This window comes from Cohnella phaseoli, assembly GCF_003386235.1.
Lineage (GTDB): Bacteria > Bacillota > Bacilli > Paenibacillales > Paenibacillaceae > Cohnella > Cohnella phaseoli.
On sequence record NZ_QRDZ01000014.1, the window covers coordinates 85,997 to 110,351 of the forward strand.

Annotated in this window: 24 protein-coding genes; 22 read left to right on the plus strand and 2 right to left on the minus strand. The window is 50.6% G+C overall.

The window, feature by feature from the left end:
• Positions 1–9 precede the first annotated feature (9 nt).
• The 21 genes from DFP98_RS18210 to DFP98_RS18310 all read left to right on the plus strand — a co-directional run bounded on the left by DFP98_RS18210 (position 10) and on the right by DFP98_RS18310 (position 22,446).
• Complete coding sequence (locus DFP98_RS18210) at positions 10–639, plus strand: DUF2239 family protein (RefSeq protein ID WP_116062119.1); 630 nt, start codon at positions 10–12, stop codon at positions 637–639.
• Complete coding sequence (locus tag DFP98_RS18215; RefSeq protein WP_116062028.1) at positions 636–1,076, plus strand: DUF1330 domain-containing protein; 441 nt, start codon at positions 636–638, stop codon at positions 1,074–1,076. The genes DFP98_RS18210 and DFP98_RS18215 overlap by 4 nt, the downstream gene beginning before the upstream one ends.
• 18 nt (positions 1,077–1,094) lie before the next feature.
• Positions 1,095–1,985: an alpha/beta hydrolase gene (locus DFP98_RS18220; protein WP_116062029.1), complete on the plus strand. Its 891-nt coding sequence runs from the start codon at positions 1,095–1,097 to the stop codon at positions 1,983–1,985.
• 290 nt (positions 1,986–2,275) lie between these two features.
• On the plus strand, positions 2,276–3,280 hold the full coding sequence (locus DFP98_RS18225) for an ABC transporter substrate-binding protein (RefSeq protein ID WP_116062030.1): 1,005 nt from the start codon (positions 2,276–2,278) through the stop codon (positions 3,278–3,280).
• 146 nt (positions 3,281–3,426) lie between these two features.
• On the plus strand, positions 3,427–5,016 hold the full coding sequence (locus DFP98_RS18230) for a helix-turn-helix domain-containing protein (protein WP_116062031.1): 1,590 nt from the start codon (positions 3,427–3,429) through the stop codon (positions 5,014–5,016).
• Between the two features lie 161 nt (positions 5,017–5,177).
• Positions 5,178–6,215 carry an NAD(P)/FAD-dependent oxidoreductase gene (locus DFP98_RS18235; protein WP_116062032.1) on the plus strand — a complete coding sequence of 346 codons (1,038 nt, stop codon included), beginning with the start codon at positions 5,178–5,180 and terminating at the stop codon, positions 6,213–6,215.
• A gap of 214 nt (positions 6,216–6,429) precedes the next feature.
• Positions 6,430–6,702 carry a hypothetical protein gene (locus tag DFP98_RS18240; protein ID WP_116062033.1) on the plus strand — a complete coding sequence of 91 codons (273 nt, stop codon included), beginning with the start codon at positions 6,430–6,432 and terminating at the stop codon, positions 6,700–6,702.
• 74 nt (positions 6,703–6,776) lie between these two features.
• On the plus strand, positions 6,777–7,322 hold the full coding sequence (locus tag DFP98_RS18245) for a DUF2004 domain-containing protein (protein ID WP_116062034.1): 546 nt from the start codon (positions 6,777–6,779) through the stop codon (positions 7,320–7,322).
• Positions 7,323–7,343: 21 nt separating this feature from the next.
• The gene (locus DFP98_RS39785) at positions 7,344–8,102 is read left to right on the plus strand and encodes a DUF4253 domain-containing protein (RefSeq protein ID WP_246016585.1); all 759 of its coding nucleotides are present in this window, start codon (positions 7,344–7,346) and stop codon (positions 8,100–8,102) included.
• Positions 8,103–8,120: 18 nt separating this feature from the next.
• Positions 8,121–8,645, plus strand: coding sequence for a hypothetical protein (locus DFP98_RS18255; protein WP_116062035.1), 525 nt, complete (start codon positions 8,121–8,123; stop codon positions 8,643–8,645).
• Positions 8,646–8,676: 31 nt separating this feature from the next.
• Positions 8,677–9,312 carry a hypothetical protein gene (locus tag DFP98_RS18260; protein ID WP_116062036.1) on the plus strand — a complete coding sequence of 212 codons (636 nt, stop codon included), beginning with the start codon at positions 8,677–8,679 and terminating at the stop codon, positions 9,310–9,312.
• Between the two features lie 257 nt (positions 9,313–9,569).
• The gene (locus DFP98_RS18265; protein ID WP_181917770.1) at positions 9,570–10,898 is read left to right on the plus strand and encodes an ABC transporter substrate-binding protein; all 1,329 of its coding nucleotides are present in this window, start codon (positions 9,570–9,572) and stop codon (positions 10,896–10,898) included.
• Between the two features lie 128 nt (positions 10,899–11,026).
• Positions 11,027–14,200: a lamin tail domain-containing protein gene (locus DFP98_RS18270; protein ID WP_116062038.1), complete on the plus strand. Its 3,174-nt coding sequence runs from the start codon at positions 11,027–11,029 to the stop codon at positions 14,198–14,200.
• 473 nt (positions 14,201–14,673) lie between these two features.
• The gene (locus tag DFP98_RS18275; RefSeq protein ID WP_116062039.1) at positions 14,674–15,558 is read left to right on the plus strand and encodes a carbohydrate ABC transporter permease; all 885 of its coding nucleotides are present in this window, start codon (positions 14,674–14,676) and stop codon (positions 15,556–15,558) included.
• The gene (locus DFP98_RS18280) at positions 15,555–16,388 is read left to right on the plus strand and encodes a carbohydrate ABC transporter permease (protein ID WP_116062040.1); all 834 of its coding nucleotides are present in this window, start codon (positions 15,555–15,557) and stop codon (positions 16,386–16,388) included. The genes DFP98_RS18275 and DFP98_RS18280 overlap by 4 nt, the downstream gene beginning before the upstream one ends.
• Before the next feature lie 36 nt (positions 16,389–16,424).
• Positions 16,425–18,239, plus strand: coding sequence for a cache domain-containing sensor histidine kinase (locus DFP98_RS18285; RefSeq protein ID WP_116062041.1), 1,815 nt, complete (start codon positions 16,425–16,427; stop codon positions 18,237–18,239).
• The gene (locus DFP98_RS18290) at positions 18,233–18,994 is read left to right on the plus strand and encodes a response regulator transcription factor (protein ID WP_116062042.1); all 762 of its coding nucleotides are present in this window, start codon (positions 18,233–18,235) and stop codon (positions 18,992–18,994) included. The genes DFP98_RS18285 and DFP98_RS18290 overlap by 7 nt, the downstream gene beginning before the upstream one ends.
• A gap of 5 nt (positions 18,995–18,999) precedes the next feature.
• On the plus strand, positions 19,000–19,812 hold the full coding sequence (locus tag DFP98_RS18295; RefSeq protein ID WP_116062043.1) for an HAD family hydrolase: 813 nt from the start codon (positions 19,000–19,002) through the stop codon (positions 19,810–19,812).
• Positions 19,813–20,094: 282 nt separating this feature from the next.
• On the plus strand, positions 20,095–21,039 hold the full coding sequence (locus DFP98_RS18300; RefSeq protein ID WP_116062044.1) for an ROK family protein: 945 nt from the start codon (positions 20,095–20,097) through the stop codon (positions 21,037–21,039).
• 21 nt (positions 21,040–21,060) lie between these two features.
• Positions 21,061–21,795 (plus strand): sugar isomerase domain-containing protein, encoded by a 735-nt coding sequence (locus DFP98_RS18305; protein ID WP_116062045.1) that lies wholly within the window; start codon positions 21,061–21,063, stop codon positions 21,793–21,795.
• Between the two features lie 282 nt (positions 21,796–22,077).
• Positions 22,078–22,446, plus strand: coding sequence for a hypothetical protein (locus DFP98_RS18310; protein ID WP_116062046.1), 369 nt, complete (start codon positions 22,078–22,080; stop codon positions 22,444–22,446).
• On the opposite strand, the gene DFP98_RS18315 is transcribed toward DFP98_RS18310, so the two are convergent.
• Both DFP98_RS18315 and DFP98_RS18320 read right to left on the minus strand, forming a co-directional pair.
• Positions 22,427–23,644: an ROK family transcriptional regulator gene (locus DFP98_RS18315; protein ID WP_181917771.1), complete on the minus strand. Its 1,218-nt coding sequence runs from the start codon at positions 23,642–23,644 to the stop codon at positions 22,427–22,429. The two genes, DFP98_RS18310 and DFP98_RS18315, sit on opposite strands and share 20 nt — an antisense overlap.
• 231 nt (positions 23,645–23,875) lie before the next feature.
• A complete protein-coding gene (locus DFP98_RS18320; RefSeq protein ID WP_116062048.1) occupies positions 23,876–24,043 on the minus strand; it encodes a helix-turn-helix domain-containing protein in 168 nt (55 codons plus the stop codon).
• Between DFP98_RS18320 and DFP98_RS18325 the strand changes: the two genes are divergently transcribed.
• A complete protein-coding gene (locus tag DFP98_RS18325; RefSeq protein ID WP_116062049.1) occupies positions 24,042–24,227 on the plus strand; it encodes a hypothetical protein in 186 nt (61 codons plus the stop codon). The two genes, DFP98_RS18320 and DFP98_RS18325, sit on opposite strands and share 2 nt — an antisense overlap.
• Positions 24,228–24,355: the final 128 nt, after the last annotated feature.

The following is a 24,355-nucleotide window of genomic DNA, read 5'->3' on the forward strand; positions in this document are numbered from 1 at the left end:
AGGTACAGCATGAAAAATGACCTGACGACCTTTTACTGCACGGCATTTTTGGGTGTGGGAGTCGTCGCCAGTGGTTCTTTACATCACGTTGTTTCTACAGTGAAGGATGCTCTGGATGACAAAGATCTCATGCAGTTGCTTATATTTGACGATTCCACGGGGAAACAAATAGATGTTGATTTTCGCGGGAAGACAGATGACGTGCTCAAACGATTAGGAGAACAGTTTGGTGACTTGCCCAGTAAGGATGTGAAACACCAACCTACACGGCGGGTCGGTCGACCCAATCTGGGGGTTGTATCCGGTGAGGTTACGTTATTGCCGCGGCAATGGGAATGGCTCAAGAGTCAACCTGGAGGGGCGTCGGTAACATTAAGAAAACTCGTTGACGAAGCTCGCCGTGCTGGAGGAGAACAGAGCAAGATACGAGAGTCACAAGAAGCAACCTATTACTTTATGACGGCTATGGCCGGGAACTTCCATCAATACGAAGAAGCTCTGCGGGAACTGTATGCTGGCGATTCGGATCGTTTCTACCACTTCATAGATGACTGGGCACCTGATATCAGAAACCACATCAAAAAATTAGCGGCTAATGCATTCCCTGAAGGGAAAGAACTACGAGAGGAGCAGTTATGACGGAGTTTGGATCTATTCGTTACATCGAACCATCGCAACGCGCCGGCATGAGGTTCATGCAGCGAGGCATTGAGGGCAGCATCGTCATGTTGAACCTGCTTCGTTTTCGTGACGTTGCCGATTACACAGCCAATCCTGAACTAACGCCGGAGGACCCAATCAGCGGTGCCGAAGCTTTCAACCGCTATATTGAGCACACCCTGCCATTTCTCCGTGAAAGCGGAGGCGAAATCATGTTTCTGGGCGATGGCGGAGAGTTTCTTATCGGACCCGAAGACGAAAGATGGGATCTTGTTATGCTGATCCGCCAGACCAGCGCGCAGTCGTTTCTTGCTTTTTCAAGTCATCAAGACTACCTGGCCGGTATCGGGCATCGGACTGCAGCGATCGAAGATTCACGCCTTCTGCCCATGGCAGAACTTACGATGCCGAATTAATTGAAGGAGAATACGATCATGAACATTCTGAAAGTTAACGGCATTGATTTGGCCTATGACAGTTTCGGTAACGAAAAGGACGAGGCTATTATCCTAATCGCCGGGCTTGGAACCCAGATGATCCGATGGACGGTTCCGTTTTGTCGGTTATTAGCATCGCGAGGCTTTCGCGTGATCCGCTTTGACAATCGCGACGTAGGTTGCTCGACACACTTTAGCCAATACCGGGCGCTGGATTTTGATGCACTGGCGACTGCTCTCATGTCAGGACAGCGACCGGACATCCCTTATACTCTCGATGACATGTCCAATGACGCTATCGGACTGCTCGACGCCCTTTCAATTGATCAGGCACATTTCGTAGGCAGGTCGATGGGCGGAATGATCGCCCAGATTGCAGCCAGCGAGTACCCTGAACGAGTTTTGTCACTCACCTCCATTATGTCTAGTTCCGGGAACCCCAGTCTTCCACAAGCTTCCCCTGATGTCATGGCGATGATGACTAAACCGGCGCCGAACCCCTTTGAGGATGAAGCGAAATTTTTGGCGCACAGCCTCTCTTTTGCCAAACGCATTGCCGGCAATGGCTATCCATTTGAGGAAGACGCTTATCGAGCCCTCATTCTGGAGGAAGTCCAGCGAGCCTATGATCCAGGCAGTGTAGGTCGACAAATTGCTGCGATCGCTGTCTCCGGTGACCGTCGTCCGCGGTTAGCGACCCTAAAAGTGCCGGCACTTGTCATACATGGGACGGACGATCCCCTGTTCGTCCCGGAGTGCGGCGAGGATACGGCTTCTGCCATCCCGGGCGCCGAGCTAATGCTGGTTGACGGCATGGGACACGATCTGCCGCATCAACTGTACAAAGTAACCGCTGATGCCATAGAGCGAACGGCTCGTCGCAATTGAATCCTGAATTTACTGGTTGGCAAGATTATTAATTTAATGTACATTTCGGTCGCAAGATAATACTTGCGGCTTTTTCTTATTTTAAAGACATTCTATGTGGGGATGTGAACCGATTGCCGGGTGGGACCAAGAAAGTGACGAGTTTGTATAAAGACGATCGTAGAGAATGTGTATTGAGCATGCAATGCAATTTGGGTACAATCTACTAAAGCGAAATGATAATGATTATCATTATAAATAAGCGAACTGTTTTGCTACAAAACCTAAAACTTGTGGGAGTGAATTTATTTATGGCAAGATCGGGAGTTATGAAGACAGGATGGATATCGCTTATAACGGCAGCAATGATTACGGTGACGGGTTGCGGCTCGACAGGCGATCAAGCTGTGGCCACGGCGACTGTCGACGGGCCTGCACAGGCAACGGCAGCGCCAAGCCAAGCTCCGTCTCAGAAGGAAACGCGCATCGTAACCGATGGTTTCGGAGAGGTAGAGATTCCGACAAATCCGAAGCGAATCTCGGCTCTTTATCGCGAAGATTATTTGGTTGCGCTTGGGGTAACGCCTATTGTGCAATATTATAACCCGATGTGGGGCAAGCAGGATTATTTGAAGCTGGAAGTGCCGTTGTTTGACGTAACCGGCAGTATCGAAGCTTTGCTTGTGTCCGAGCCGGACTTGATCATCGGCGCCGGAGAGGTCGATGCAGAAAAATACGAGATCTATTCCAAGGTTGCGCCGACGTTCCGTTTGCCGGATGACGTACTTGCGGATTCACGCAAAACATTGACTTTAATCGCCGATTTGCTTGGTCTCAGCGACAAGGCGGAGCAGGTTCTTGCCGATTACGAAGCCCGTATTGGCGATATGAAGGCGAAGCTGAACGCGGCGATCGGCGATGAGAAGCTTGTTGTTCTGCGGATGAACGTCGTAGACAAATCGGTTAATATTTTCGGCATTCATAACACGTTTGTCGGACAAATCTTGTATGAGGATCTTGGGCTGAAAGCGCCGGGGTTCGCCGAGGCGATGACGGAGAGCAATATCGTCTTGTCGAAGGAGGTCATACCGGAGCTTGACGCGGACCATATTATTTTGCTTCCGTCCAACGGGACGTGGGAGGAAGAGAGCAACGCGAAAGCGCTTGAGGAAATGAAGGCGGATCCGTTATGGAAGAACGTTCCTGCATTTAAGAACGGCCATGTATATCCCGTAGAGAGATCGTATTGGCAGACGGGAGCCATTACGGCCAACGGCTTGAAGATGGATGATTTACTTCGATTGTTGGTTTCTTAGCAGAAAATAGAGTAAGTTCATTGGCGGGACTAATCGCCATAATTGGGAAAGAGCCGCTTATCAACGCAGGTTGATGGGCGGCTTGTGTTGATTTATACTGTATTCATTGAGAATGAATATCAATTAGAGGGCGGTTGATAGTAACGATGGATATTGAACAGCGCAAACAAGCGGGGACTGCTCCTTTAGTCCAATATGCGCTGCGATCGATCCGCTTAATCGTTGCGGGCGAGCAAGCGGAAATGAGTGAATTGGACGATAGCGATGGGAACGATAAGGAAAGCTTTGAACTGCTCGTTATCATGAGCGGGACGGGACAAGGAAAATGCTATTTGCAGAGGTCTGGAAGATCTTTATGTGTTGATCAAGAGGTTATGAGCGGCAGTTATTATCGAGTACGCTTCGTAGCTAGCGGTTATGATGCAGTCTCAAGCTTGCTGCCGGATAAGCAAGAGCTTACCTGCGTACCCTTCGCGAAGACGATGGAGCTGCTTGATGAGTTATATGGACTCCGCGAGGCGAGCGGCGAGCTTGAGCTGTTCCAACGATTTGTGAGATTTCAAGAGCTGCTGCTCTTTCTATTTCGCCAAAATGCTCCTGCAGCGGAGGATAAGGGAACGGATATCGAGCGGGAGGGGGTAGAGCTTAGCATACGTCATATTCATCAGTATTACCGTGAGCTTCTGACCTTGGAGGAGCTGGCCTCCCTCGCAGGCATTGATCGCTGGAAGTATACCCGTCTGTTCAAAGAGGCTACGGGTCAAGTACCGCTCCAGTACTTGAATGAAGTACGGATTAATCAAGCCAAGAAGTGGCTGGCAAGCGCCGATGACAAGCTGCTCGATATTGCGCTGAATGCAGGCTTCAATAATGAGTATTATTTCAATCGTCGCTTCAAGCAGACGGTAGGCATCTCGCCCGGACAATACCGTCGCAGCCGCAAGGGACAGCTTAGAGTAGTTGCGCCGTATTTGGAGGATTTCATAGTCGCACTGGATATGCAGCCTATCGTCCAGTATTGGCATGCGAAATGGGGAAAACAAGACTATCTAGGCTTAAACCATATTCCGACGTTCGACGAGAACGGCGGCAATTTTGACGCGCTTTCCGGGTATAAGCCTGATTTGATATTACTTGCGGATCGTTACGAGCAACAGCAATATTCTCAGTGCCGACGGATATCCAACACGTGCATCCTGCGTGAGCAGACCCATAATTGGCGTACGCTGCTGCGTACTGTCGCCGATTATTTCGGTCGGACGGAGTTGGCAGACGAGGCTATCGCAAAGTATGCTTTCAAAGCACGGAGCGCGAGTCATAAGCTGAGTCGGGCCATGAAAGGTGAAACGGTCGCTTTCTTGCGTATCTCTGCGGACCACATCATCCAATATACGGAAGAAGGGCAAGGCTTTGTTTCGGCTGTTCTTTACGACGACGTTGGTTTGCGCTCCCACCCCGCAATAGGCGTAGCTTCAAAAGCGAATAGACCGGGCATGTTCAATCTCTCTGTAGAGGACCTGCGTGCGTTAACCGCTGATCATCTGTTCATTACTTTCGATAAGTGGCATAGCCAGGCAGAAGGAAAGGAGAGGGAACTGCTGGAGCAGCCAGAGTGGCGCGATCTTCCCGCTGTACGAAACAACCGCGTTTACGAGGTTGATTTTCTAACCTGGATGAATAACGGAGTTATTTCCAACGGCAAAAAAATCGATGATATCTTGCGATTGTTAGCTTGATTTGGTTTTGCTTGCGATTAAAAGGTCTGCATCCTCCATTTTGTATAAAAATAACCGTCGATTTTGTCCATTGTTATCGTCACGTCGCCGAAGCTACAATTATATTGATAATGATTATCATAGCATGGCCGTCACATGAGTCGGCTGGAGGAGAACATCAATTGACTGAGCAGCTTGAATTATACGATGTGACGATTATCGGCGGTGGTCCTGCGGGAATGTATACTGCTTTTTATAGTGGAATGCGCGATTTAAAGACGAAGCTGATAGAGGCCAAAGACGAGCTGGGCGGGCGGATGCTTATTTATCCCGAGAAAATGATTTGGGATGTTGGAGGGGTTGCGCCGATCTTATGCGAGAAGTTAATCGCCCAATTGTCGGAGCAGGCGAAGACGTTCGACCCGACAATTGTATTCGGACAGCACATTATCGGATTGGAGAAACAAGCGGATTCGACGTACATTCTGGAGGCGGCAACGGGGGAGAAGCATTGGACACGCACGGTCATTCTGGCTATCGGCCGCGGCATTCTGCGAATGGCGAAGCTGGAGCTGGAAGGAGCTGAGCGCTATGAGGTGTCCAATCTGCACTATACGGTGCAGGAGCTGGAGCCTTTTAGGGGAAAACGAGTACTTATTTCGGGCGGTGGAAACTCCGCTGTCGATTGGGCGAACGAACTGGTTCCCATCGCTGCTCAGGTCACAGTCGTGCATAGGCGCGACCGCTTCGGCGGACATGAGAAAAACATTGTTCGAATGAAGGAGTCTTCTGCCGATGTGCTTACGCCATATGAAGTCACGCAGTTATACAGCGGCAACGGAAAGACGATTGAACGGGTGACGATTACCCATATCGAATCAGGGGACTCGCGCGAGCTAGAAATAGACGAGGTTATCGTCAACCACGGTCTGAAGTCCGATTTTACAGGCATCAAGGATTGGGGGCTGGATATGGACGACTGGAACATCTTCGTCAGCCCGAAACTTGAGACGAACTTGCCGGGCATCTTCGGGGCCGGCGACTTCGCCAATTACGAAAGCAAGCTCAACCTCATTGCGGGGGCGTTCATGGATGCGGCCTTAGCGCTTAACAGCGCCAAACGGTACATGGATCCCGAGGCGCCGAGAATGGCTTATGTATCGTCGCATAACGAGAGGTTTAAAGAACGGAACAAAGCGCTTGGCATATCCGATGAATAGTAGGGTCTGCTAGCATTTCGGGGCTGTGCCCCTCGGTCCGGATCGGAGTTGGAGAGTACTGGTGTAACTTAGTTACAGATAACGGGAATAACTATATTACGAGAGATTGTCGTTGAGGAGCTTGCCATGTCAAAGCTCCTTTTTGGTTTGTTGAAGTAACTAGCAGTTTAGTGTAATGATAAGATGATGATTAAGGAATGAAGGGGGTACCGAAATGAGAATGTATGCTCTTCTTACAGAACCGATCGGGAAGATAAGAAAGGTAATGATTTATGAATCTAAGAATGGGGTTTATGTATTTTTATTTGATTCCCATGAAGATAAAGGTTGCTATGCGGATCATTGGTTTGTAGAAATAGAAGATGCAATGGACTATTGCATGGAGGAGCTCAACATAAATGAGAGTCAGTGGGTTTGTATAAACGACCCACAAGATGGAGACCAACACGATATTATTGGTACAATAAGGATTAACAACCTTAATTGATAGATCGCATCAGCCCGAAACGTTTAACCAGTCGGGCACGCAATTACAAATTACTTGCTAAAGGAGCTAACGAGATGACGAAACAAATTCCAAGCACGAAATTTCCCGGTCTAGAGTACACATCCGGCGACGATATTTGGTTAGATAACCTTAAGCCTGATAGTAAGATCCCGTTTTATTTTCACGTGTCGGAAAAGCTTACGCAAAATGAGGCCGCTGTCGCCCGTGCTGCCTATGCGCTTGATCGCATGGATGAGTTGGTGAACAAAGCTCGGGCACATCTAAAAGATATTATTCAAAGTAAACAAGACACGGATTATACGTTGCTGCACGACTTCTTTGATTTTCATCTTTCGGAAATGGATGAGGAAAGCCTAAAAGAAATGCTCGGGACGGAACAACCTAAAACATTAAGCGAGCCGGAGCTGGTTGACCTGCTTATGTTGAAGAGCTTGGGAAGCGGCTTAGGCGAAGGGTGGCTAGGAAGCAGCTTTGCAAAAGAGCAACAAGAACAGATTTTCATTATTGATTTTACTTTTAACCCGGAGTTTACGGATCAATTGATTGTCGTTTATTTGGATGTTAATGAAAACATACTGACTATTAGCCATGAAAGTTAAATCGGAGAGGAGCAGACCACAATGGAAGATATTCTAGCACTCTTAAAACCTTATTCATGTATCACGGCAGACATAGAGCAACTGACATTTCCACTCGGCGGCCCGGATGGGACGGGACAGTTGTTGATTTTGCCTAGCGATAATATTCTGGAGATGATGGAGGAGGCAGAGGAGGAGGAGGGATCTCTGGCTTCGTTTGTCGAGAAGCAGTTGGAGCAAGTTCATCGCCTGACTAAGCTTGATGCATTGCGCAGTATTGTAAGCGCCTATTTGACATATAGCGAATTGCCGATAGAGGTTAAACAGATGGATGGAAAAAGCTTTGACGAGGTTTATGCTGCTTATGCCCGCGTATGGGAAGGCAATGAGTTGGTCGATGAACAACCGACTCGCGGGTCTTATACGTATCCGGAAATCAATATAGATTGGATAGAGGCTCGTATGGAAGATGGAGCGCTGCTGATACCGATGAAGGCGGAAGAACGATACCATGCTCCCCTTATTATACCGATGGGCGGTTATAATGAGTGTCCGCTTCCGGTTTATCAAGCTGCTCTGTTTAAGCATTGGCAGGAGGAATTTGAGGCGGCGCCGCTTGTGGTAACGCAGGATACATGGGTGGTTCGAACGGGCAGGCTTCCCGCAACGGATGATGAAGCGCTGCAACTGGCCAAAGAGCATTTTATGTTCTGTCAGTATGTACTAGAATCCTTTGATTCGGTGGGGCAATATGCCAGCTATCTGAAAAATAATGAGATTTGGTATTTTTGGTGGGATTGACGGGAGTGGAGGAGTTTCATGACTATCGATAAGCCGGCATTTCGAATTCGCGACGTACAGGAAATTTTGTTGCCCTTTGCCAACGTGCAGATGCCGCTGTCTCGCTATATGCGCAACAAGCTTTCCACGGTGCCGTTGGATATTATCCGGCTTGTGGAGGTGCTGCAGATGCTGGCGGGTCAAGAGATTGCTGCCGAAATGGTGTTTGAGGACGATAAAGGCGACAATCTGTATGGTGAAGATGAGTATTTGAAAAACAACTATGTACAGATTGCCGCTAACGGTCAAGGCGATGCGTGGCTAATGAACAGGATGGACGGGAAGCTTTCTTTTTTTGACCATAGCCTGACCGAGCCGAAAGCGACACCGCTATTCATCGATTTTTGGCAGTTTTTGCAGTTGGCCGATTTGATTCATCAATATGAGGAGTGGGCGGATCGGTTAGAGAATTTTGCAGAAAGCGACTTGCCCGGGCAATTGGAAGATTGTCTTAGAATGTTGCATCCGGATTTGCCTGAAAATTATCCTTTCGCTTTTGTTTGATAGGGGTTATTTACAAGGAGGAGTGGAGCCAATGACCGATTTTACAGCCATCCGCAGCCTATTTCATATCACGGAACCTTGCGGTCTCGAAGAGAAGGAACTGCAACCGTGGATCAACCGATATGGAAGTATACCTGAAGTGCTGAAGGATTATTATCTGGAATTGGGAGCTCATCCGCAACTGAATGGTTCCCAGGATTTTTTGATTCAGCCCAAGGATTTTCATAAATATGTGTATGACGATTATTTGATTTTTTATACCGAGAATCAGGGTGCTTGCCTTTGGGGCATACGCCGGGAGGATGCGGCCTCGCCCAATCCCCCTGTGTACGAGAACTATGGAGAAGAAGAGTGGTACCAGACGAGCAAGTCTTTGATGGAATTTTTGATTGCGATGGCCCATTTGCAAGCCGTGTTTTCGATGGAGCTCAGCAATGAGGAATACTGGCCAATCGATGAACAGGTTGTTGAAGAAATTAAGAGGATGTATCCATCCAAGCAAGCGGATTCGGACTTGTATACGGGCGTTCAGTTTTTTGGCCAAGCGGGCGAAGTGATTGTGGTTATGAACAATAGTGACGGATATCTACTGATGTTCTCGGCGGAAGATGAACAGCGATTTGATGCGTTGCATGAGACTTTGCTGCGGTTGGCGGATGATGTTTGAATGGGGGTTCCGGGCCGAGCGAATTTCAGGTATTCACTCCTGATCTTTGCTCGGTTTTTTATTGTTATCCTAACCGGAAATGCGAAGTCCGGAGGTCTCTACCGCACTACGGGCTGGAGGAAACGCATAGCCAACAGGCAGTATGCATCCCGACAACAAAAGACAATAAATAAAAAGCTATGCCATTATTTTGTCCTCTCATTTTCGCTATAGTAAGGCTAGTGGTACCGCTGAATATTACGAAAAGGGGAAAGGGCATGAAGAAATGGACAACGCTTACACTGGTTTCAATGATGACGCTCGCGCTGCTGACTGGCTGCGGCAGCGGTAATTCCAGCAACGATTCTAATGCCGCGGCTTCTTCGAACAAGCCAAGCGCATCTAACGGGAATTCGGCTTCGCCCGTCGCATCCGAATCGGCGGAACCCGCGGAGTCGGAGATCAAAGGAGAAATCTCCTTCGCTACGCATCGGGTTGATCAGATTGAGCATCTCGAGCGCTATGCGGAGGCATTCAAGAAGAAGTATCCGGGAATTACGGATGTCAAGATTGAAGGGATCAAGGATTACAGCGGCGTCATGAAGGTTAGAATCGCGGCCGGCGAGCTGCCTGACGTATTCAGTCTTATCGCGATGCCTCCGGCGGAATATCCGAATTACTATGAGCCGTTGGACGATCTGGGGTTGAACGACAGAATCTGGTTCAAGGAGTTCACAACATACGACGGCAAGCTGTACGCCATCTCCCAGCAAGCGGCAATTAACGGCCTCGTCTACAACAAAGAGGTATTCAAGACGGTGGGCATCGAAGGTCCTCCGAAAACTTTAGCCGAATTTTACGACATATGCGAGAAGCTGAAGGCTGCGGGTTACGTTCCAATGGCGACGGGCTTTAAGGACGCCTGGACGCTGCAGTATTACGAGAAGCTGTCGGAGTTCATCTACGGCAACGCCAATCTTCGCAACGACAAGCTGAAGACGGAAACTCCGTTTACGGTGGACGGCCCATACGGACAAGGTTTGACGATTTTCAAAACGATGTATGACAAAGGCTACTTGGCGAGCGATATTTTGTCCGAGACGTACGACCAGAATTTGCGAGACATGGCTTCCGGTAAAGTCGTAATGTCCTACATCGGCAACTGGGTCATCCAACCGATCGTCCAAGCGGGCGGCAAGCTGGAGAACTACGGTTTTGCGCCGATGCCGCACGACAACAGCGGCAAGCTGTACGGCAACATCATGCCCGACTGGTCCTACGCGGTCAACAAAGACAGCAAAAACAAAGCGGCTGCCAAAGCTTTCATTAAATTCATGCTTGAGGAATCGGGCGACAACGATGAGCATATGACGGTCTCCCCATTAAAGGATGCGAAGCCGAACACGCCATATCTCGAAGAATTCTACAGCTACAATCCGGAGATGATGGAATCGCTCCCTGTTCCTGACGACGTTGATGCCGTCGAGAAGAAGATGCAGTATAAGTACCGGGTTCTCCTACAGGAAGCGGTTCTAGGGGACATGAAGGCCGTATTCGACGATTACAACAAAAAGTGGAACGAAGCGAGGAAGGAGCTCGGCAAGTAGAGCGACTCCGCTAGCATGGAATGGATGCCCCGTTGCTTGTAACGGCGGGGAGTCCATTCCGTATTGTTGCATTATCGTGCACATCAAATATAAAGCGCTTACAAAAATCTATTTGAGGAGCGGTAAATATGCGTAAATGGATGCAGCGGTGCTTCATGGTCGTTATGGCTGTATTGATCCTGCTGCCTGGGAGCTTCGGTGTCGTGACGAAAGAAAGTTCCGTTCACGCCAGTTCGACAGTCCCGGATTTGACGGTAACCGAAATATTGGCCAATTCCAGCGGAGATTCCGGGTCGGCAACAGATTCGTACGAATATGTGGAACTGAAGAACAACACCGGCAGCATCATCGACTTGAGCCATTACAAATTCATTTTCTGGTACACGCCTACCGCTTTCGTAACATGGGACCTGACGACGAGCCAGACGCTGGCCGCGGGCGAGGCACGCGTAGTCTGGATCAAGAACACGTATGCTCAAGGCAAGACGCTTGCCAATTTCAACGCTCACTACGGCACAAGCTTCACAAGCTCCACTTTGTATACGCTTGATCTCGGGGCGAACGGCGGCTTGGGCAACACCGGGATCAAGAAGCTGATTGTCGCGACGGATGCGGGCGCAGAGATTTGCATCGCCAAGTTCAACGACCGGATTTTCAATAGTACAACCATGAACGAGGATGCGACGGTCGAGAACAGCAGTATTGTATTCGAGTTTCCGGACTATTTGGTGGACGGCAACATTACGATGCGCAAAACGGCGGTCAATCAGAAGCCGACACCAGGGACAGTGCCGGCGCCGCCAAACCTTTGGATAACGGAGTTGATGGTGAACTCCTCCAGTCCAACCGATTTGGGTGAAGCGTTCGAATTCATCGAGTTGTACAACAATACGGGCTCGGCGATCGATCTCGCCGGCTACACCATCCGATACTATTGGAACCACGCCAACTTGGCGGATTATTTTGATTTCAATCTAACGGCGAGCAAGAGCATTCCGGCTTACGGATACATGATCATCTGGACGAGAGGGACGCAGAGCAGCGGCTATACGCTTGCACAGTTCGCCGATCACTACAATTTGCCCAGTACTTATCTGACGTCCTCCAAGGTGTATGAACAGACGGTGACGCAAACGCAGGGTATGGGAAACGACGGGCAAAAGACGGTGGAGCTCCGAACGGACGGCGGCACCGTTGTCGTCAGCGCGACCTACAATGACGGCACGACGAGCCCGGGCAGCACGACGATCGACACGGCGTCCGATACCAGCGTGACCTACGGTTATCCGGTCGACGGCACGGTAAAAATGCGCAAGCTCGTGAGCGGCCAATATCCGACGCCTGTTAGCCCATACAATTTCTACAATGGTCAGCTGCATAACCATACGAAGCATTCCCACGAAGGCTCGACCGCGGTTACCAACACGCCTGCTAATGCCTACATCGCAGCCAAAGCGCAAAACGGGGATTTCTATGGTCTCAGCGATCATTCGGAACGGATGGACTGGGGGGATCCGAATGTCGCGAATGGCGAGTGGGTCGATAACAAATACCAAGCTGGATTTGCGACGGTGCCGCATCAATTCTCGGCCTTCGCCGGCTTCGAGATGACTTACAATACGGATTCCGGCATTTGGGGACATGCGAACGTCTTTAACGTCCCTTGGATCGTAGATCGTCTCGATACGATCGGAGGCGTGCAGTACAATATGCACAATCTGTGGGACGATCTCGCTGAATACCCCGAAGCGGTCTTACAGTTCAATCATCCGAGCGCGTATTGGGGGGATTTCGAGGATTTCGATTATTACAATCAAGCTGCGGACGATCAGACAGCGCTGTACGAGCTGCATAGCAACGCATTGATGCAGGAACACTTCGACAAATACTTTCGGGCACTGGACAAAGGCTGGCATCTGTCGCCAACGCTGAACAGTGACGAACACTACGAGAAGTGGATGCAGAACAACGACCGGACCATCGTTATAGCGGAGGCGAATACACCGGAGGCGATCATGGATGCGATCCGGGCTCGACGCACTTACGCCACATTCGGGGATCGCGATTTCAAGCTGATCTTCGAGATCAATGGCAAGCCGATGGGTTCTCGACTGACGAATCCCGGCTCCGCGCTGAACGTATCGGTAATGGCGTCGAACCCGACCAACGATACGATCTCTAAGATTACACTCTACGGTCCGGGTGGTACAGTCATCGGCTCTCAGACGTACAGCTCACGGATGGCGCATTACGCGGCTTCCATCGCACCGAGCTACAAGTATTACTTCGTCAAGGTCGAGCAGACGGATGGCGATTGGGCGGTATCCGCTCCGATCTGGGTGAACGACTCTCCAGCCATGGAGCTGACGATGAGCACCCAAACAACGGCGACAGCTGACGTGCCGGTTCAGATTAATGCGAATGTGAAGAACTTGACCGGCAGCGCGCTCTCGAATGTTCTGGTGGAGTTCTTCAAGGACAATTTCACAACGTCCACGGACAATTACGCAGCGGCGAACAAACTGGGCGAGGTGACGTTAGCCTCGATCGGGTCAGGTGCGACCTCAACCGCCTCGTCAACGTGGGCGCCTCCAGGCGGAGCAGGCACCTATACAGTGCTTGCACGGGTGACCGCAACGGTTGGCGGAATTAGTAAGTCGGTGACGGGCGGCATTCATTTGCCGGAGATCTACATCACCGAGATTGTAGCTAATTCTCCCGGGAATGTAGGGGTGACTGCGGTTGAGAAAGACTTCTACAAAGCCGGCGATTACATGGATGAAGATTATGATTTCGTCGAGGTGTATAACAACTCGAAGAACACGGTAAATTTGAAGGATTATAAGCTAAAAGATACGTACGAGGAGCCGGTGGACATTGCAACCGACTTCTACATTCCGGCCAAGAGCGTCAAGGTAATCTGGTTCAAGAAAACGGGCAGCACGAAGACGCTGTCGCAGTTTAATGCCGTGTACGGCACAAGTCTGACGAGCGACGACGTGCTGGAGCTTTACCAGACGAGCACCAAACGCCCCAGCAATCCGCTGCGCAACAGCGGTATGGCGCGAATCGAGCTCGTGCGCGATTCGGACGGGGTGAGCATATTGCAGGCACGTTACAATAACGGCACGAACGTAAGCGAAGTGTACGGCCCTGTCGGTACTCACGGCGAGGACAGCTCTGTAGACGGGAAGGCGCTGAAGTTCAAGTATTCGGTTAACGGCTCTTATTACATGGAAGAGATGGCTTCCAACCTTACGCCTACCCCCGGGACAGTCGATAGCGATCAAATTGCGCCTTAACTAATAGAGGTTGTCCCATAAGCCCTTCAAGTTGCTGTGAAAGTTAATCGACGAAAAGGCCCAAGGGGTATGTACCTCCTTCCGATGCTATACGCTCCCGAAATCTGAATGGGAAACCCGTTACAGGGTAATTTCAGGAGCGTATGAGGCATCTACAGGAGGTACATACCCCTTACCTTGACTATCGATCTTCAAGCAACTTTGCTTATGGGACAGCCTCATTTAATAAAATCGATGAGACCTAAGAACAACCCACCTTCGTACTGTTCGAACTGTACAACCAAAGACAATAAATAAAAAGCAGTACCATTATTTCGTAAGTTGATTCCCGCTATAGTAAAGTCATGCGGTACTGCTTAGTATAACGAAAAGGGGAAAAGGCATGAAGAAAAGGACAACGCTTACAACGCCAATCTTCGCAACGATAAGATGAAGACGGAACCTAGTAACGGAAGAAAGGAGTGGAAACCGACATGTTCGGCCTATCGTATAAACAACAAAAAATGGTGATCGTCTGTTCCTTTCTGCTTGCGCCGTTGTTTTTCCTGACCGTGTTTTCCTTGTATCCCGCCAGCTATCTCATCTATTTAAGTCTGACGGATTGGGACGGCATCAGCAAAGTGAAGGAATGGGTAGGATTCGCCAATTATCGGGACGTCTTTCGAATGGAGGATATATTAAACGCATTCTCCCATAACCTTATCTACTTATTCTGGGGAATGTTCCAGATCGCGCTTGGCCTGTTCGCCGCTTTAATCGTCAATTCCCGATTGAAAGGCCGCAATATGTATAGGGTCATTCTGTTCATGCCTTACATTATGAACGGGGTAGCGGTTGCCTACATGTTTAACTACGTCTATCACACAGAGTACGGCTCCTTGAATGCCATGCTGCGCTTCATTGGTTTGGACAATCTGACGCAAAGCTGGTTTGGTTCCCCCAAACTCGTTAATCATGCTCTGGCTTTCATCAGCGTATGGAAATACACAGGGTTTAATATGGTCATCTTCTTGGCCGCTTTGCAATCCATCCCGTCGGAAATGATCGAAGCGGCAAGGATCGACGGGGCGAAAAGACACCAAATCGTATGGCACATCATTCTTCCGAATTTGATTACGGTCATTGAATTGTTGCTGTTCCTGACGATTATCGGTTCCTTGGAAGTGTTCGATCTGCCCTTCCTGCTGACCGCCGGCGGACCGCTCGGAGCCAGCGAGACGTTCGTCACGATGACGGTGGATACCGCTTTCGAATTCGCCAATTTCGGCTTGGCTTCCGCGATGAGCACGACGTTGATGGCGGTTGTCACGCTGTTGATCTTCACCCAGAGAATGCTGATCAAGAGGTGGGAATCATGAACATTCGGAAATTTTCGGTTTCTTCCATTGTGAAGCACGTTCTACTGCTCGCGGCCGTGCTTGCCGTCTTTTTCCCGATCGTCATCTTGGTGCTGAACGCGTTCAAAGGCCATGAGGAATTCGGACGGGCCGATCTGTTCTCGCTCCCGGACAGCTTCTTCTATTTCGGTAATTTCTCCGAAGTGCTGCAGCGAACCCAGATGGGCCGAGCGTTTCTGAATACGGGAATCATCATCGTCCTCTCGGTGATCGGCAACGTGGCGATCGGAACGATGACGGCTTATGTGCTGGGCAGGTTCACCTTCAAGCTTCGTAAAACCGTACTCGGCACATTCATCGCGGTCAACTTCATTCCGATGATTACGGTACAGATCGCGACGTTCACAGTCGTTCAACAATTGGGTTTATACAATACTCTTTTTGCCGCGATCGTGTTACATTTGGGCGCAGACGTCATGCAAATCTTCATTTATTTGCAGTTTGTCAAAAACATCCCGTACGAATTGGACGAAAGCGCGATGATGGAAGGGGCTTCACTCTTCAAAATCTATTATGCGATCGTATTTCCGCTCTTGATGCCCGCGACCGTAACCTTGATCATTATCAAGTCGATCAAAATATATAACGATATGTTTATACCTTATTTGTACATGCCTTCGCAAAAGCTAGGCGTCGTGTCGACGAGCCTTATGCGGTTTTCCTCGGAGCGGAGCACGGAGTGGGAGCTCTTGTCCGCGGCCATCTTAATGATTATGCTGCCGATGGTCGTTCTCTATCTATTCTTTCAGAAATACGTCTTTGCCGGGATTGTGACAGGTGCAGTAAAATAATAGATAAGCTTACAGCACCGAGGGGGAACGGTCGGCATGGACGACGACAAGCAGCAATCGAGAGGTGCCGTATGGTTTAAGCTCCGCGGTTCCTTTGCTAATTTGAGCATGCAGACCAAGCTTCTCGTCGTTTTTTTGTTTCTTGTCACTTTGCCGATCACGGCCGTCAGCTTCTTGTCGTTCCGGGATTACTCGCAATCCTTCGAGAAAAATACAACGGAGTATGCTGTAGAAATGACCGCCAAAACGTTACAAGGCTTGGACGATTATATCGAGGATTTGTTCAACCTTTCGTCGATGCCCTTGTACAACGCGGATTTTCTTCATCTATTGAACGATCCCGATACGGGGCTTGCCAAGCTGAAGAGCATGGAATTGTTTATCATGAATCTAAACCGGGTCAAACAGGATACGGCATCCGTCTACGTATTCGATAATTTCGGTCATATGTTCTATAACGTCAAATCCCGGGGAACCCGCAACAATATCGATGAAATGCTGCCGATCTGGTCCGACTTAGCGAAGAAAAGCAATGGCCGACCAGTGCTTGTCAGCACGCGGGAGGTCACGACGGACTATAGCAAGCCCTATTACGCTTTTACCGTCATTCGAGGATTGAAGGAACTGGACTTTCTGAAGCCGATCGGGTTTATCGCGTTCGATACGAACATTAGCGCGATTAAAGACTCGATTCTCTCCATGGACGCCGTCACCCAAGGGAAAACGATACTTCTGGACGAGAACGACCGGGTCGTGTTCGATAGCGATCTTAAGCTAATCACGAGAGATTTGTCCGACGATCCGGCGGTCCGACTGGCTACGCAGAAGCGGGGAGATTTTCTCATCGATAGAGATGGGACGACCTACCTATGCGCGTATTCCGTGTCCGAACTGACCCGATGGAAGATGCTCGTGTATATTCCGCTTGAAGACGTCATGCGACAGACGACGACGACGCGCAACGTCACCCTATGGACGACAATCGCAATCATTTTGGTAGCGCTATCCGCTTCCATTGGAATTGCCTTCGCCCTGACGTCGCCGCTTCGCAAGATCAAGCTACTCATGAGAGAGGTTCAGAGAGGAAAGCTGAACGTCAGGTTTAAAGTGAAGCACTTGGACGAGGTAGGGTCGCTGGGCAGGCATTTCAACATTATGCTGCAACGCGTGCAGGATTTGCTCGAAGAAGTGGCGGTGACTCAGGCTCGCAAGAGGGAAGCGGAATTTAACGTACTGCAAAGCCAGATCAATCCGCATTTTATTTATAATACGCTTGAGACGATTCGAATGACGGCCGAGACGAACGACGACGAAGAGGTAGCGGAAATGACTTATACGCTCGGCAAATTGCTCCGATACGGAATTAACCGGGGCAACGAAATCGTCTCTGTTCAAGATGAAATGAATCATCTACGGGACTACGTCTCGCTGCAAAACTATCGTTTCGCTAATCGGTTCGTATTGGAAATCCGTATTCCGGAGCACCTTCTGCTCTGCAAATGCATCAAGCTCATTTTTCAGCCCATCGTTGAGAATGCCATTAACCACGCGTACAGACAAACGACCGGAGCGGGCACGATTATCATTGACGCGATTGAAGAAGGAGAATGGCTGCATTTCCGGGTTCAAGATAACGGTGCCGGCATGGATAATGAGACGATGAGAACGATGGATGAGCTTCTCGCAGGCACGCGCAGGCTGGAATCGGGCAGAGGAATCGGGCTGCAAAATGTGAACGAAAGAATAAAAATCCACTACGGCAGCACGTACGGATTGCATGTGGAAAGCACGCCAGGTCAAGGAACGACCGTGACCCTCACATTATCGGCCAATGGAGGCGCGACATGCTGAATGTGATGATCGTGGACGACGAGGAACGTATCCGGCTCGGAATCGAGAAAATATTGTCCCGTTACGGGGGAGAAATTCAAATCGCAGGCTCGTACGCCAACGGTGCGGACGCGATGCTCGGCATATTAGGGATGACTGATGGGGAATTGGACGTATTGCTTACCGATATCGAGATGCCGAACATGAATGGGCTGAAATTGATCGAGCAAGCCCGAGTGGCGATGCCCCGGCTATTCGTCGTTATTCTAAGCGGGTATAACGAGTTCGAGTACGCTCGGCAGGCGATTCGTGCGGGAGTTACGGATTTCCTGTTAAAGCCTCTCGATAAATCCGAGCTTTTTGGACTTCTTGATCAGTTCGAAAAAACCAAAGCCGAGCGGTCGGAGCCACGGGAAAAGTCTGCGGGGACGGCATCGGAGCCTCGAGCCGAGATTTCAAGAGGTTTGGAGCAGCAGGTTAGGAAACTATTGGAGAGAGAATACAATCAAGTCTTCGATCTGAGGAAGCTTTCGGAGAAAGTTGGGTTCAGTCCCAGCTACGTAAGCAAAATGTTTAGGCAACAAGCCGGCGAGACGATTACGGATTATTTAAACCGGCTGCGGACGGAGAAGGCCAAGCAGTTCCTCGTGGACCATCCGGATTTGAAGGTTTATGAAGTGGCCGATCTCGTAGGATTCACCGACAACATGTATTTCCAGAAAATTTTCAAAAAGCTCGTCGGCATGACGCCGAAAGAATATCAACGAAACAGGTGACCCTAATGGCTCCGTCAAGCGGTAGACTGCCCAAGCTTTTTATTACGGATTTGGACGGAACAGCTTTAGGCGGCAGCGGCCAGCCCTACGCTAGATTTTCCGACGAATGGTCGTCGTTCCTCGATCGGCTCACCGCTAATGGCTGTAGGTGGGCGACCAATACGACCTGGGAGGTTAAACAACAGCTTCAACTCTTCTATGCGAGCGCAGCCTCGAGCCGTCCTTCATTTGTCGTCGGCGGATCAGGGGGGCAATTGTGCACAATAGAGGACAATGAACTCCGCAAGGTTGAACCGTATTCGGGGATGATGGAGCAACGGTTGGAGGAGGCTCACCGACAGCATACTTATCCTTTGATGAGGGATGTTCTCTCCAGGTTCGACAGCGGCAATATGTTTTTCAACGGGTATTGGTTTGCGATGACGGCTCTGCCGGAACAATCCGAGCATTTGTTAAAGCACGTAGAAGAGAATTACCTCGCGAATAGTGGGCTGCGCATAGTGCTTATACCTGAAGAGCAACGGTTTTACACCCATCCCGCTTTCTTAAGGAAAGGGACGGCCGCTAAGGAAATTGCAAGAATCGAGGGCCTGCATCCCGACGAGATCGTCGTAGCCGGCGATGAAATCATGGATTTGGATATGATGGATCCGGAAATCGCGACGCATGCGATTTGTCCCGACAACGCCCATCCCGAAGTGAAGCAGAGAGTACTGGAAATGGGCGGAGTTGTCGGCACAGGCCGTTATGGGAGCGGGGTTCTCGAAGCTTTTACGAAATTGGCCGAAATCAGAGGGTGGAATTATTCTGATTCCTAGGAGAACCAAAATGAAAGAATATCAACCTATTACAGATCAGTTAGATCGCTTGCTGAGCGATTATTTAGCGCTGGACAAGGCAGTTGCAGGAATGGCTGTAGGGATTGTATATAACCATCAGCCATAGCGCGCAGTAGACACGATTCGGGGCCGCCTTCGGGCGGCTCTATTTGCGTTGCCCGGATCAAAAAAATGAATTGACAAGTACAACGATGTCCATTAAATTTTAATTAGTTGCTTTCTGAAAGAAACTAAGATAAACAGGATGGAGCCTTATCGATTATGAATGTTGGGCGTGAGCTTGCCATTGGCGTAGATATTGGCGGAACGAACTTGAAGCTTGGAGCGGTCCGGCCTAACGGAGAGTTGCTTGCGCACGAATCCGTTCCTCTGCAGAAGAACCCGGACGGGCGAGCCGACATCCGCGCTTTGTCCGTTCACGTTGATCGCTTTATCCAACGGTTGCCGCATGGTTGCCGCATTGCCGGAATTGGCGTGTCGTGCCCAGGCCTATTGGATACTCGCAATCGCAAGATTTTGCACGCGGTGAATTTGAAATGGGAGAATGTCGCGCTCGACAGCTTCGTGAAACCGCCCGGAGGCGTTCCCGTTTACCTGGAATACGATGCACTCGCGGGAGCGCTTGGCGAGAAGCACTACGGTGCGGCCCAAGGTTTGCCGAATTTTCTATATGTGTGCATAGGAACGGGGATTGGAGCCAGCTTGTTCGTGAATGGCGAGCCGTATCGCGCCGGCCTTGTATCCTCCTTGAATTTGGGCCATATGAGCATCGCATTCGACGGCCTCTCCTGCGCGTGCGGCAACAAGGGGTGCCTGGAAAAGTACGTCTCGGCTCCCGCCATGCGCATGCGACTGAACGGAAAAAACCAAAGTTCAGGCGACGGCCCGGACTCGGACCTCCTTCAATTGGCCGCACAGGCGGCCGCATCGGGAGATCTCCAAGCCGCCGAATTATTTCGCGACGCAGGGCAGAAGCTGGCAATCGGTCTCGTAAACTGCTTGCAACTGTTCGGCGCAACGACGGTCGTAATTGGAGGCGGCGTCAGCCAGGCGGGGAACCTGTTACTCGATCCCGCTCGCGATGAGCTCGCGGCGCGTTACCGATATGCGGTCAGTCCCGTCGGACTTGTCCAGGCGAGGTTCCCAACGTTGGCCGGCGTCATGGGCGCGGCTGCGACCGTCTTCGCGGAAGAGAAACTCATTTAAATTTATTGCGGGAGGATACCCATGACTTTAATGGAACGTTATTTCGACCGAATGGTCGAGCTTATCGCAAGCATTCGAACGACACAGCACGATCGGATTGAAGAAGCTGCCGAACGCGTTGCCGATTCGATCGCCGGCGGCGGTGTGCTTCATGTCTTTGGCAGCGGCCATTCCCACATGATTGCTGAAGATGCGTTCAATCGCGCAGGCGGTCTGGCTTGCGTCAACGCCATGCTCGAAGATTCGTTGATGGAGCTGAACGTCGGCCGAGCAACGCTGCTCGAGCGGCTGCCGGGGTATGCGGAAGTTCTGCTGACCGGCTACGATCTGAAGCCAGGCGAAACGATCGTTGTCGTGTCTAATTCGGGCATCAACGCCGTGCCGGTTGAGGTCGCCGAGGCCTGCAAGAAGAAAGGTCTCCATGTCGTAGCAATCACTTCGATGCGCCATTCGACGACGACCGCTTCACGCTCGCCGAGCGCGAAGAAGCTTTACGAAATCGCCGATATCGTGCTCGATAACGGCGGAGAGCCGGGAGACGCATTGCTCGAATACGACGGCTCCGGGCGGAAAACCGGTCCTTCGTCGACAATCGGCGGCATATTGCTCATTCAGGCACTTATCGTATCGGTGATCGACAAGCTCGTAGCCCGGGGTATTGAGCCGCCGGTGCTGGTCAGCGCGAACCGGGATGGCGGCGACCGGCATAACGAAGCGTTGCTCGCTCGCTATCGCTCGCGCATTCGCTACTCCTGATTACTGGCCGACAGCGTCGTCAAAAGTTAACTTCATTAAAGATGAGGGAGCAGATTACGATGGAACTTCGATTTCACGGTTTATCCGCCGATCTGGAGCAAGGCGTTCGGCTGCTCGAAGATAAGCTCGGTTTTCGTCAAAGCGAGGACGGTTACCCGATTCGCGTTACTCATCGGGCGGGCCGCATAGAGGTTTGCGCCGACACCCACGGAGCGGAGCTTCGGTATGAGCGCAAGATTCATTTTTTTCGCGGTCCGGGATTATTGATCGAAGCGCTGCGAAATGCCGGGGAGACGGTCGCGGTGGATCTTTGCGAAGAACCGCAATTCGTCGCGTTTCTCTTTCTGCACGGGCGGCCGATTCGACGATTTCATGCTGCTAGAGAAGCCCGATTTAATCTCGGAAGAAGAAGGGAACCGTCTGACCCTGTACAGTCCGCCGAATCCTTCGAAGTTTCTGCTTTGGCAGGACCCGCTTCTCGGCTTGTTCGACAAGCATGCGGAAGGCCGGAGCTTGGGCGCCTACTATGCCGAGCTGGAGCGCGAGATCGAGGCGGCTTGCGAGAGAGGCGGGATTTACGAGCCGTTGTTCCGTTTCTACGCCCGATTATGCGGCGTTCCATCGCGCTCAATTACGCTCCGCTTGGCTTGAACAGCCGGGACAGCATCAGGGAAGCTGAGCCTATGGCAATACTTTGCTCTCCGAACCGTGCCGGCTGGATACTTGGAATATCGTCGGCATAATTCGGCTGCATGGACTGGTACGCGGAACGTACAAGGTCCAGAAACTCGCTGCTGGAAGCCAGGACGTTTCCGCCGATTACGATCGCTTGGGGATCGTATACCCGAACCAGATCGCAAAGCGTCTTTCCGATATAATCCGCGGCCTCCTTGATCATTGCGGTGATATCGGAATGCCCTTGGCGAAACGTCTCATAAATGAAGCGAATATTCAGCTCTTCCATCGTCATCTTACGGTTGCCGGCCGATGACAGCGAATGCTGTTGGACGTAGCGGCGAACGTTGTTATGGATGGCTTTTTCGCTTGCGACGGCTTCCAGGCAACCTTGTCTGCCACAGCTGCAAGGAGGGCCGTCAGGGTCGACAATCACATGGCCAACATCTCCCGCAAGCTGATGGGCCCCCCGATACAGCTCGCCGTTAAGAACGAGTCCGAGTCCGATGCCGCTTCGGAAGCCAAGGCACAGCATATGATCGTATTCGTTGCCGAACCACATTTCTCCGAACGCCATGGAACGCATATCATGCTCGACATATACCGGCAATTGAAAAGCTTGCTCCAACTGTTCGCCGATCGGCACATTAAACCAATCCCGAAAATTAATCGCTATGACGGACGTACCCGTAACGCTGTCCACTTTTCCCGGAACGGACACGCCGATACCTATAATTCGATCAGCGGACACGGTAGGTTGGGCAAGGAGCGCTTCGATCGATTGTTTAACCGTATCCAGGACAGGATTCGGTCCAGACTCCGAGGGACAGTCTGTCCGAACCTCGGCAACAATGGCGCCGCTCAGGTCGAGAAGCACGGCAATGACTTCGTCGGCATTCAGATCGACGCCGATGGCATATGCGCCGTCCTTGTTCAGTTCCAACAAGGTTGCCTTTCTGCCTCCTTTGGAAGTTGTCTGGCCCTGACCGACAGATACGATCAGTCGTTCTTCCAATAACTCGGTTATGATCCGCATAATCGTCGAGGGTTGGAGCGCCAATATTTTTGCAATATCCGCTTGCGAGATCGGCCCCGTCCTCCGCATGACATCGAGCACGCTGGAACGATTAATATCGCGAATCAGTGACGGGTTGGCGGAGTTGGCTTTCCTCATCCGGAACGTTCGCCTCCCTAACAAATTGTTCATTTATGCGACTTACGCAGAGATTGGTTCTGCATTCAAATGGATACGTTTGTATCGGAAAGCAACTAACCGACAGAAGAATTATAGGTTCTGTTAGAATCGTTGTCAAGGAAGCCACGACAGGAAGCCGCAACAGGCTTGTCGTTGTGCGACAGCTGTTGCGGCATGGTGCGATACGATGGTAGCCGTGGAAGCTACTAGCTACTCCGAATCGCTGATTTGAAGCTTGCTTCGATAGTCGGCCGGCCCGTAGCCGGTCCGGTCCTTAAAGGTGCGGCTGAAGTGCTTCCAGTCCTGGTAGCCAAGCTGTTCGGCTACATCATAGATTTTGATTCCCGGCTCCGCCAACAGCTTTTTGGCTTTCTCCATGCATATCGTATACGGTCTATTGGCAATTGTTCTGAGTGCTATTCTATCGCCAATTCTGAGCGGTCATTTGCAAGGTCCGATCACGAACCCGTTTGCCATCGTCAGCGTGCTGATCACCAACGCGATATGGGGCATCATTGCCGGTCTGCTTGCCACTGTTCTGATGCGGGTATTAAAACTTTAGGATGTGAAATATCACGTTATACAGTGGAATGTCGAGTTATCAACAAGGTTATGCACATCTTAACGGTATCAAGATAAGGTTATACCGACCTCCAATAGCAATCGTCCACATATCCACAGCTTTTGTTA

What these genes read in the sequence shown, in the direction of transcription:
- DFP98_RS18210 (WP_116062119.1), top strand. Translation starts at nt 10, where the DNA reads ATGAAAAATGACCTGACGACCTTTTACTGCACGGCATTTTTGGGTGTG.
- DFP98_RS18215 (WP_116062028.1), top strand. Translation starts at nt 636, where the DNA reads ATGACGGAGTTTGGATCTATTCGTTACATCGAACCATCGCAACGCGCC.
- DFP98_RS18220 (WP_116062029.1), top strand. Translation starts at nt 1,095, where the DNA reads ATGAACATTCTGAAAGTTAACGGCATTGATTTGGCCTATGACAGTTTC.
- DFP98_RS18225 (WP_116062030.1), top strand. Translation starts at nt 2,276, where the DNA reads ATGGCAAGATCGGGAGTTATGAAGACAGGATGGATATCGCTTATAACG.
- DFP98_RS18230 (WP_116062031.1), top strand. Translation starts at nt 3,427, where the DNA reads ATGGATATTGAACAGCGCAAACAAGCGGGGACTGCTCCTTTAGTCCAA.
- DFP98_RS18240 (WP_116062033.1), top strand. Translation starts at nt 6,430, where the DNA reads ATGAGAATGTATGCTCTTCTTACAGAACCGATCGGGAAGATAAGAAAG.
- DFP98_RS18245 (WP_116062034.1), top strand. Translation starts at nt 6,777, where the DNA reads ATGACGAAACAAATTCCAAGCACGAAATTTCCCGGTCTAGAGTACACA.
- DFP98_RS39785 (WP_246016585.1), top strand. Translation starts at nt 7,344, where the DNA reads ATGGAAGATATTCTAGCACTCTTAAAACCTTATTCATGTATCACGGCA.
- DFP98_RS18255 (WP_116062035.1), top strand. Translation starts at nt 8,121, where the DNA reads ATGACTATCGATAAGCCGGCATTTCGAATTCGCGACGTACAGGAAATT.
- DFP98_RS18260 (WP_116062036.1), top strand. Translation starts at nt 8,677, where the DNA reads ATGACCGATTTTACAGCCATCCGCAGCCTATTTCATATCACGGAACCT.
- DFP98_RS18265 (WP_181917770.1), top strand. Translation starts at nt 9,570, where the DNA reads ATGAAGAAATGGACAACGCTTACACTGGTTTCAATGATGACGCTCGCG.
- DFP98_RS18270 (WP_116062038.1), top strand. Translation starts at nt 11,027, where the DNA reads ATGCGTAAATGGATGCAGCGGTGCTTCATGGTCGTTATGGCTGTATTG.
- DFP98_RS18275 (WP_116062039.1), top strand. Translation starts at nt 14,674, where the DNA reads ATGTTCGGCCTATCGTATAAACAACAAAAAATGGTGATCGTCTGTTCC.
- DFP98_RS18280 (WP_116062040.1), top strand. Translation starts at nt 15,555, where the DNA reads ATGAACATTCGGAAATTTTCGGTTTCTTCCATTGTGAAGCACGTTCTA.
- DFP98_RS18285 (WP_116062041.1), top strand. Translation starts at nt 16,425, where the DNA reads ATGGACGACGACAAGCAGCAATCGAGAGGTGCCGTATGGTTTAAGCTC.
- DFP98_RS18290 (WP_116062042.1), top strand. Translation starts at nt 18,233, where the DNA reads ATGCTGAATGTGATGATCGTGGACGACGAGGAACGTATCCGGCTCGGA.
- DFP98_RS18295 (WP_116062043.1), top strand. Translation starts at nt 19,000, where the DNA reads ATGGCTCCGTCAAGCGGTAGACTGCCCAAGCTTTTTATTACGGATTTG.
- DFP98_RS18300 (WP_116062044.1), top strand. Translation starts at nt 20,095, where the DNA reads ATGAATGTTGGGCGTGAGCTTGCCATTGGCGTAGATATTGGCGGAACG.
- DFP98_RS18305 (WP_116062045.1), top strand. Translation starts at nt 21,061, where the DNA reads ATGACTTTAATGGAACGTTATTTCGACCGAATGGTCGAGCTTATCGCA.
- DFP98_RS18310 (WP_116062046.1), top strand. Translation starts at nt 22,078, where the DNA reads ATGCCGGGGAGACGGTCGCGGTGGATCTTTGCGAAGAACCGCAATTCG.
- DFP98_RS18315 (WP_181917771.1), bottom strand. Translation starts at nt 23,644, where the DNA reads ATGAGGAAAGCCAACTCCGCCAACCCGTCACTGATTCGCGATATTAAT.
- DFP98_RS18325 (WP_116062049.1), top strand. Translation starts at nt 24,042, where the DNA reads ATGCATATCGTATACGGTCTATTGGCAATTGTTCTGAGTGCTATTCTA.
- DFP98_RS18320 (WP_116062048.1), bottom strand. Translation starts at nt 24,043, where the DNA reads ATGGAGAAAGCCAAAAAGCTGTTGGCGGAGCCGGGAATCAAAATCTAT.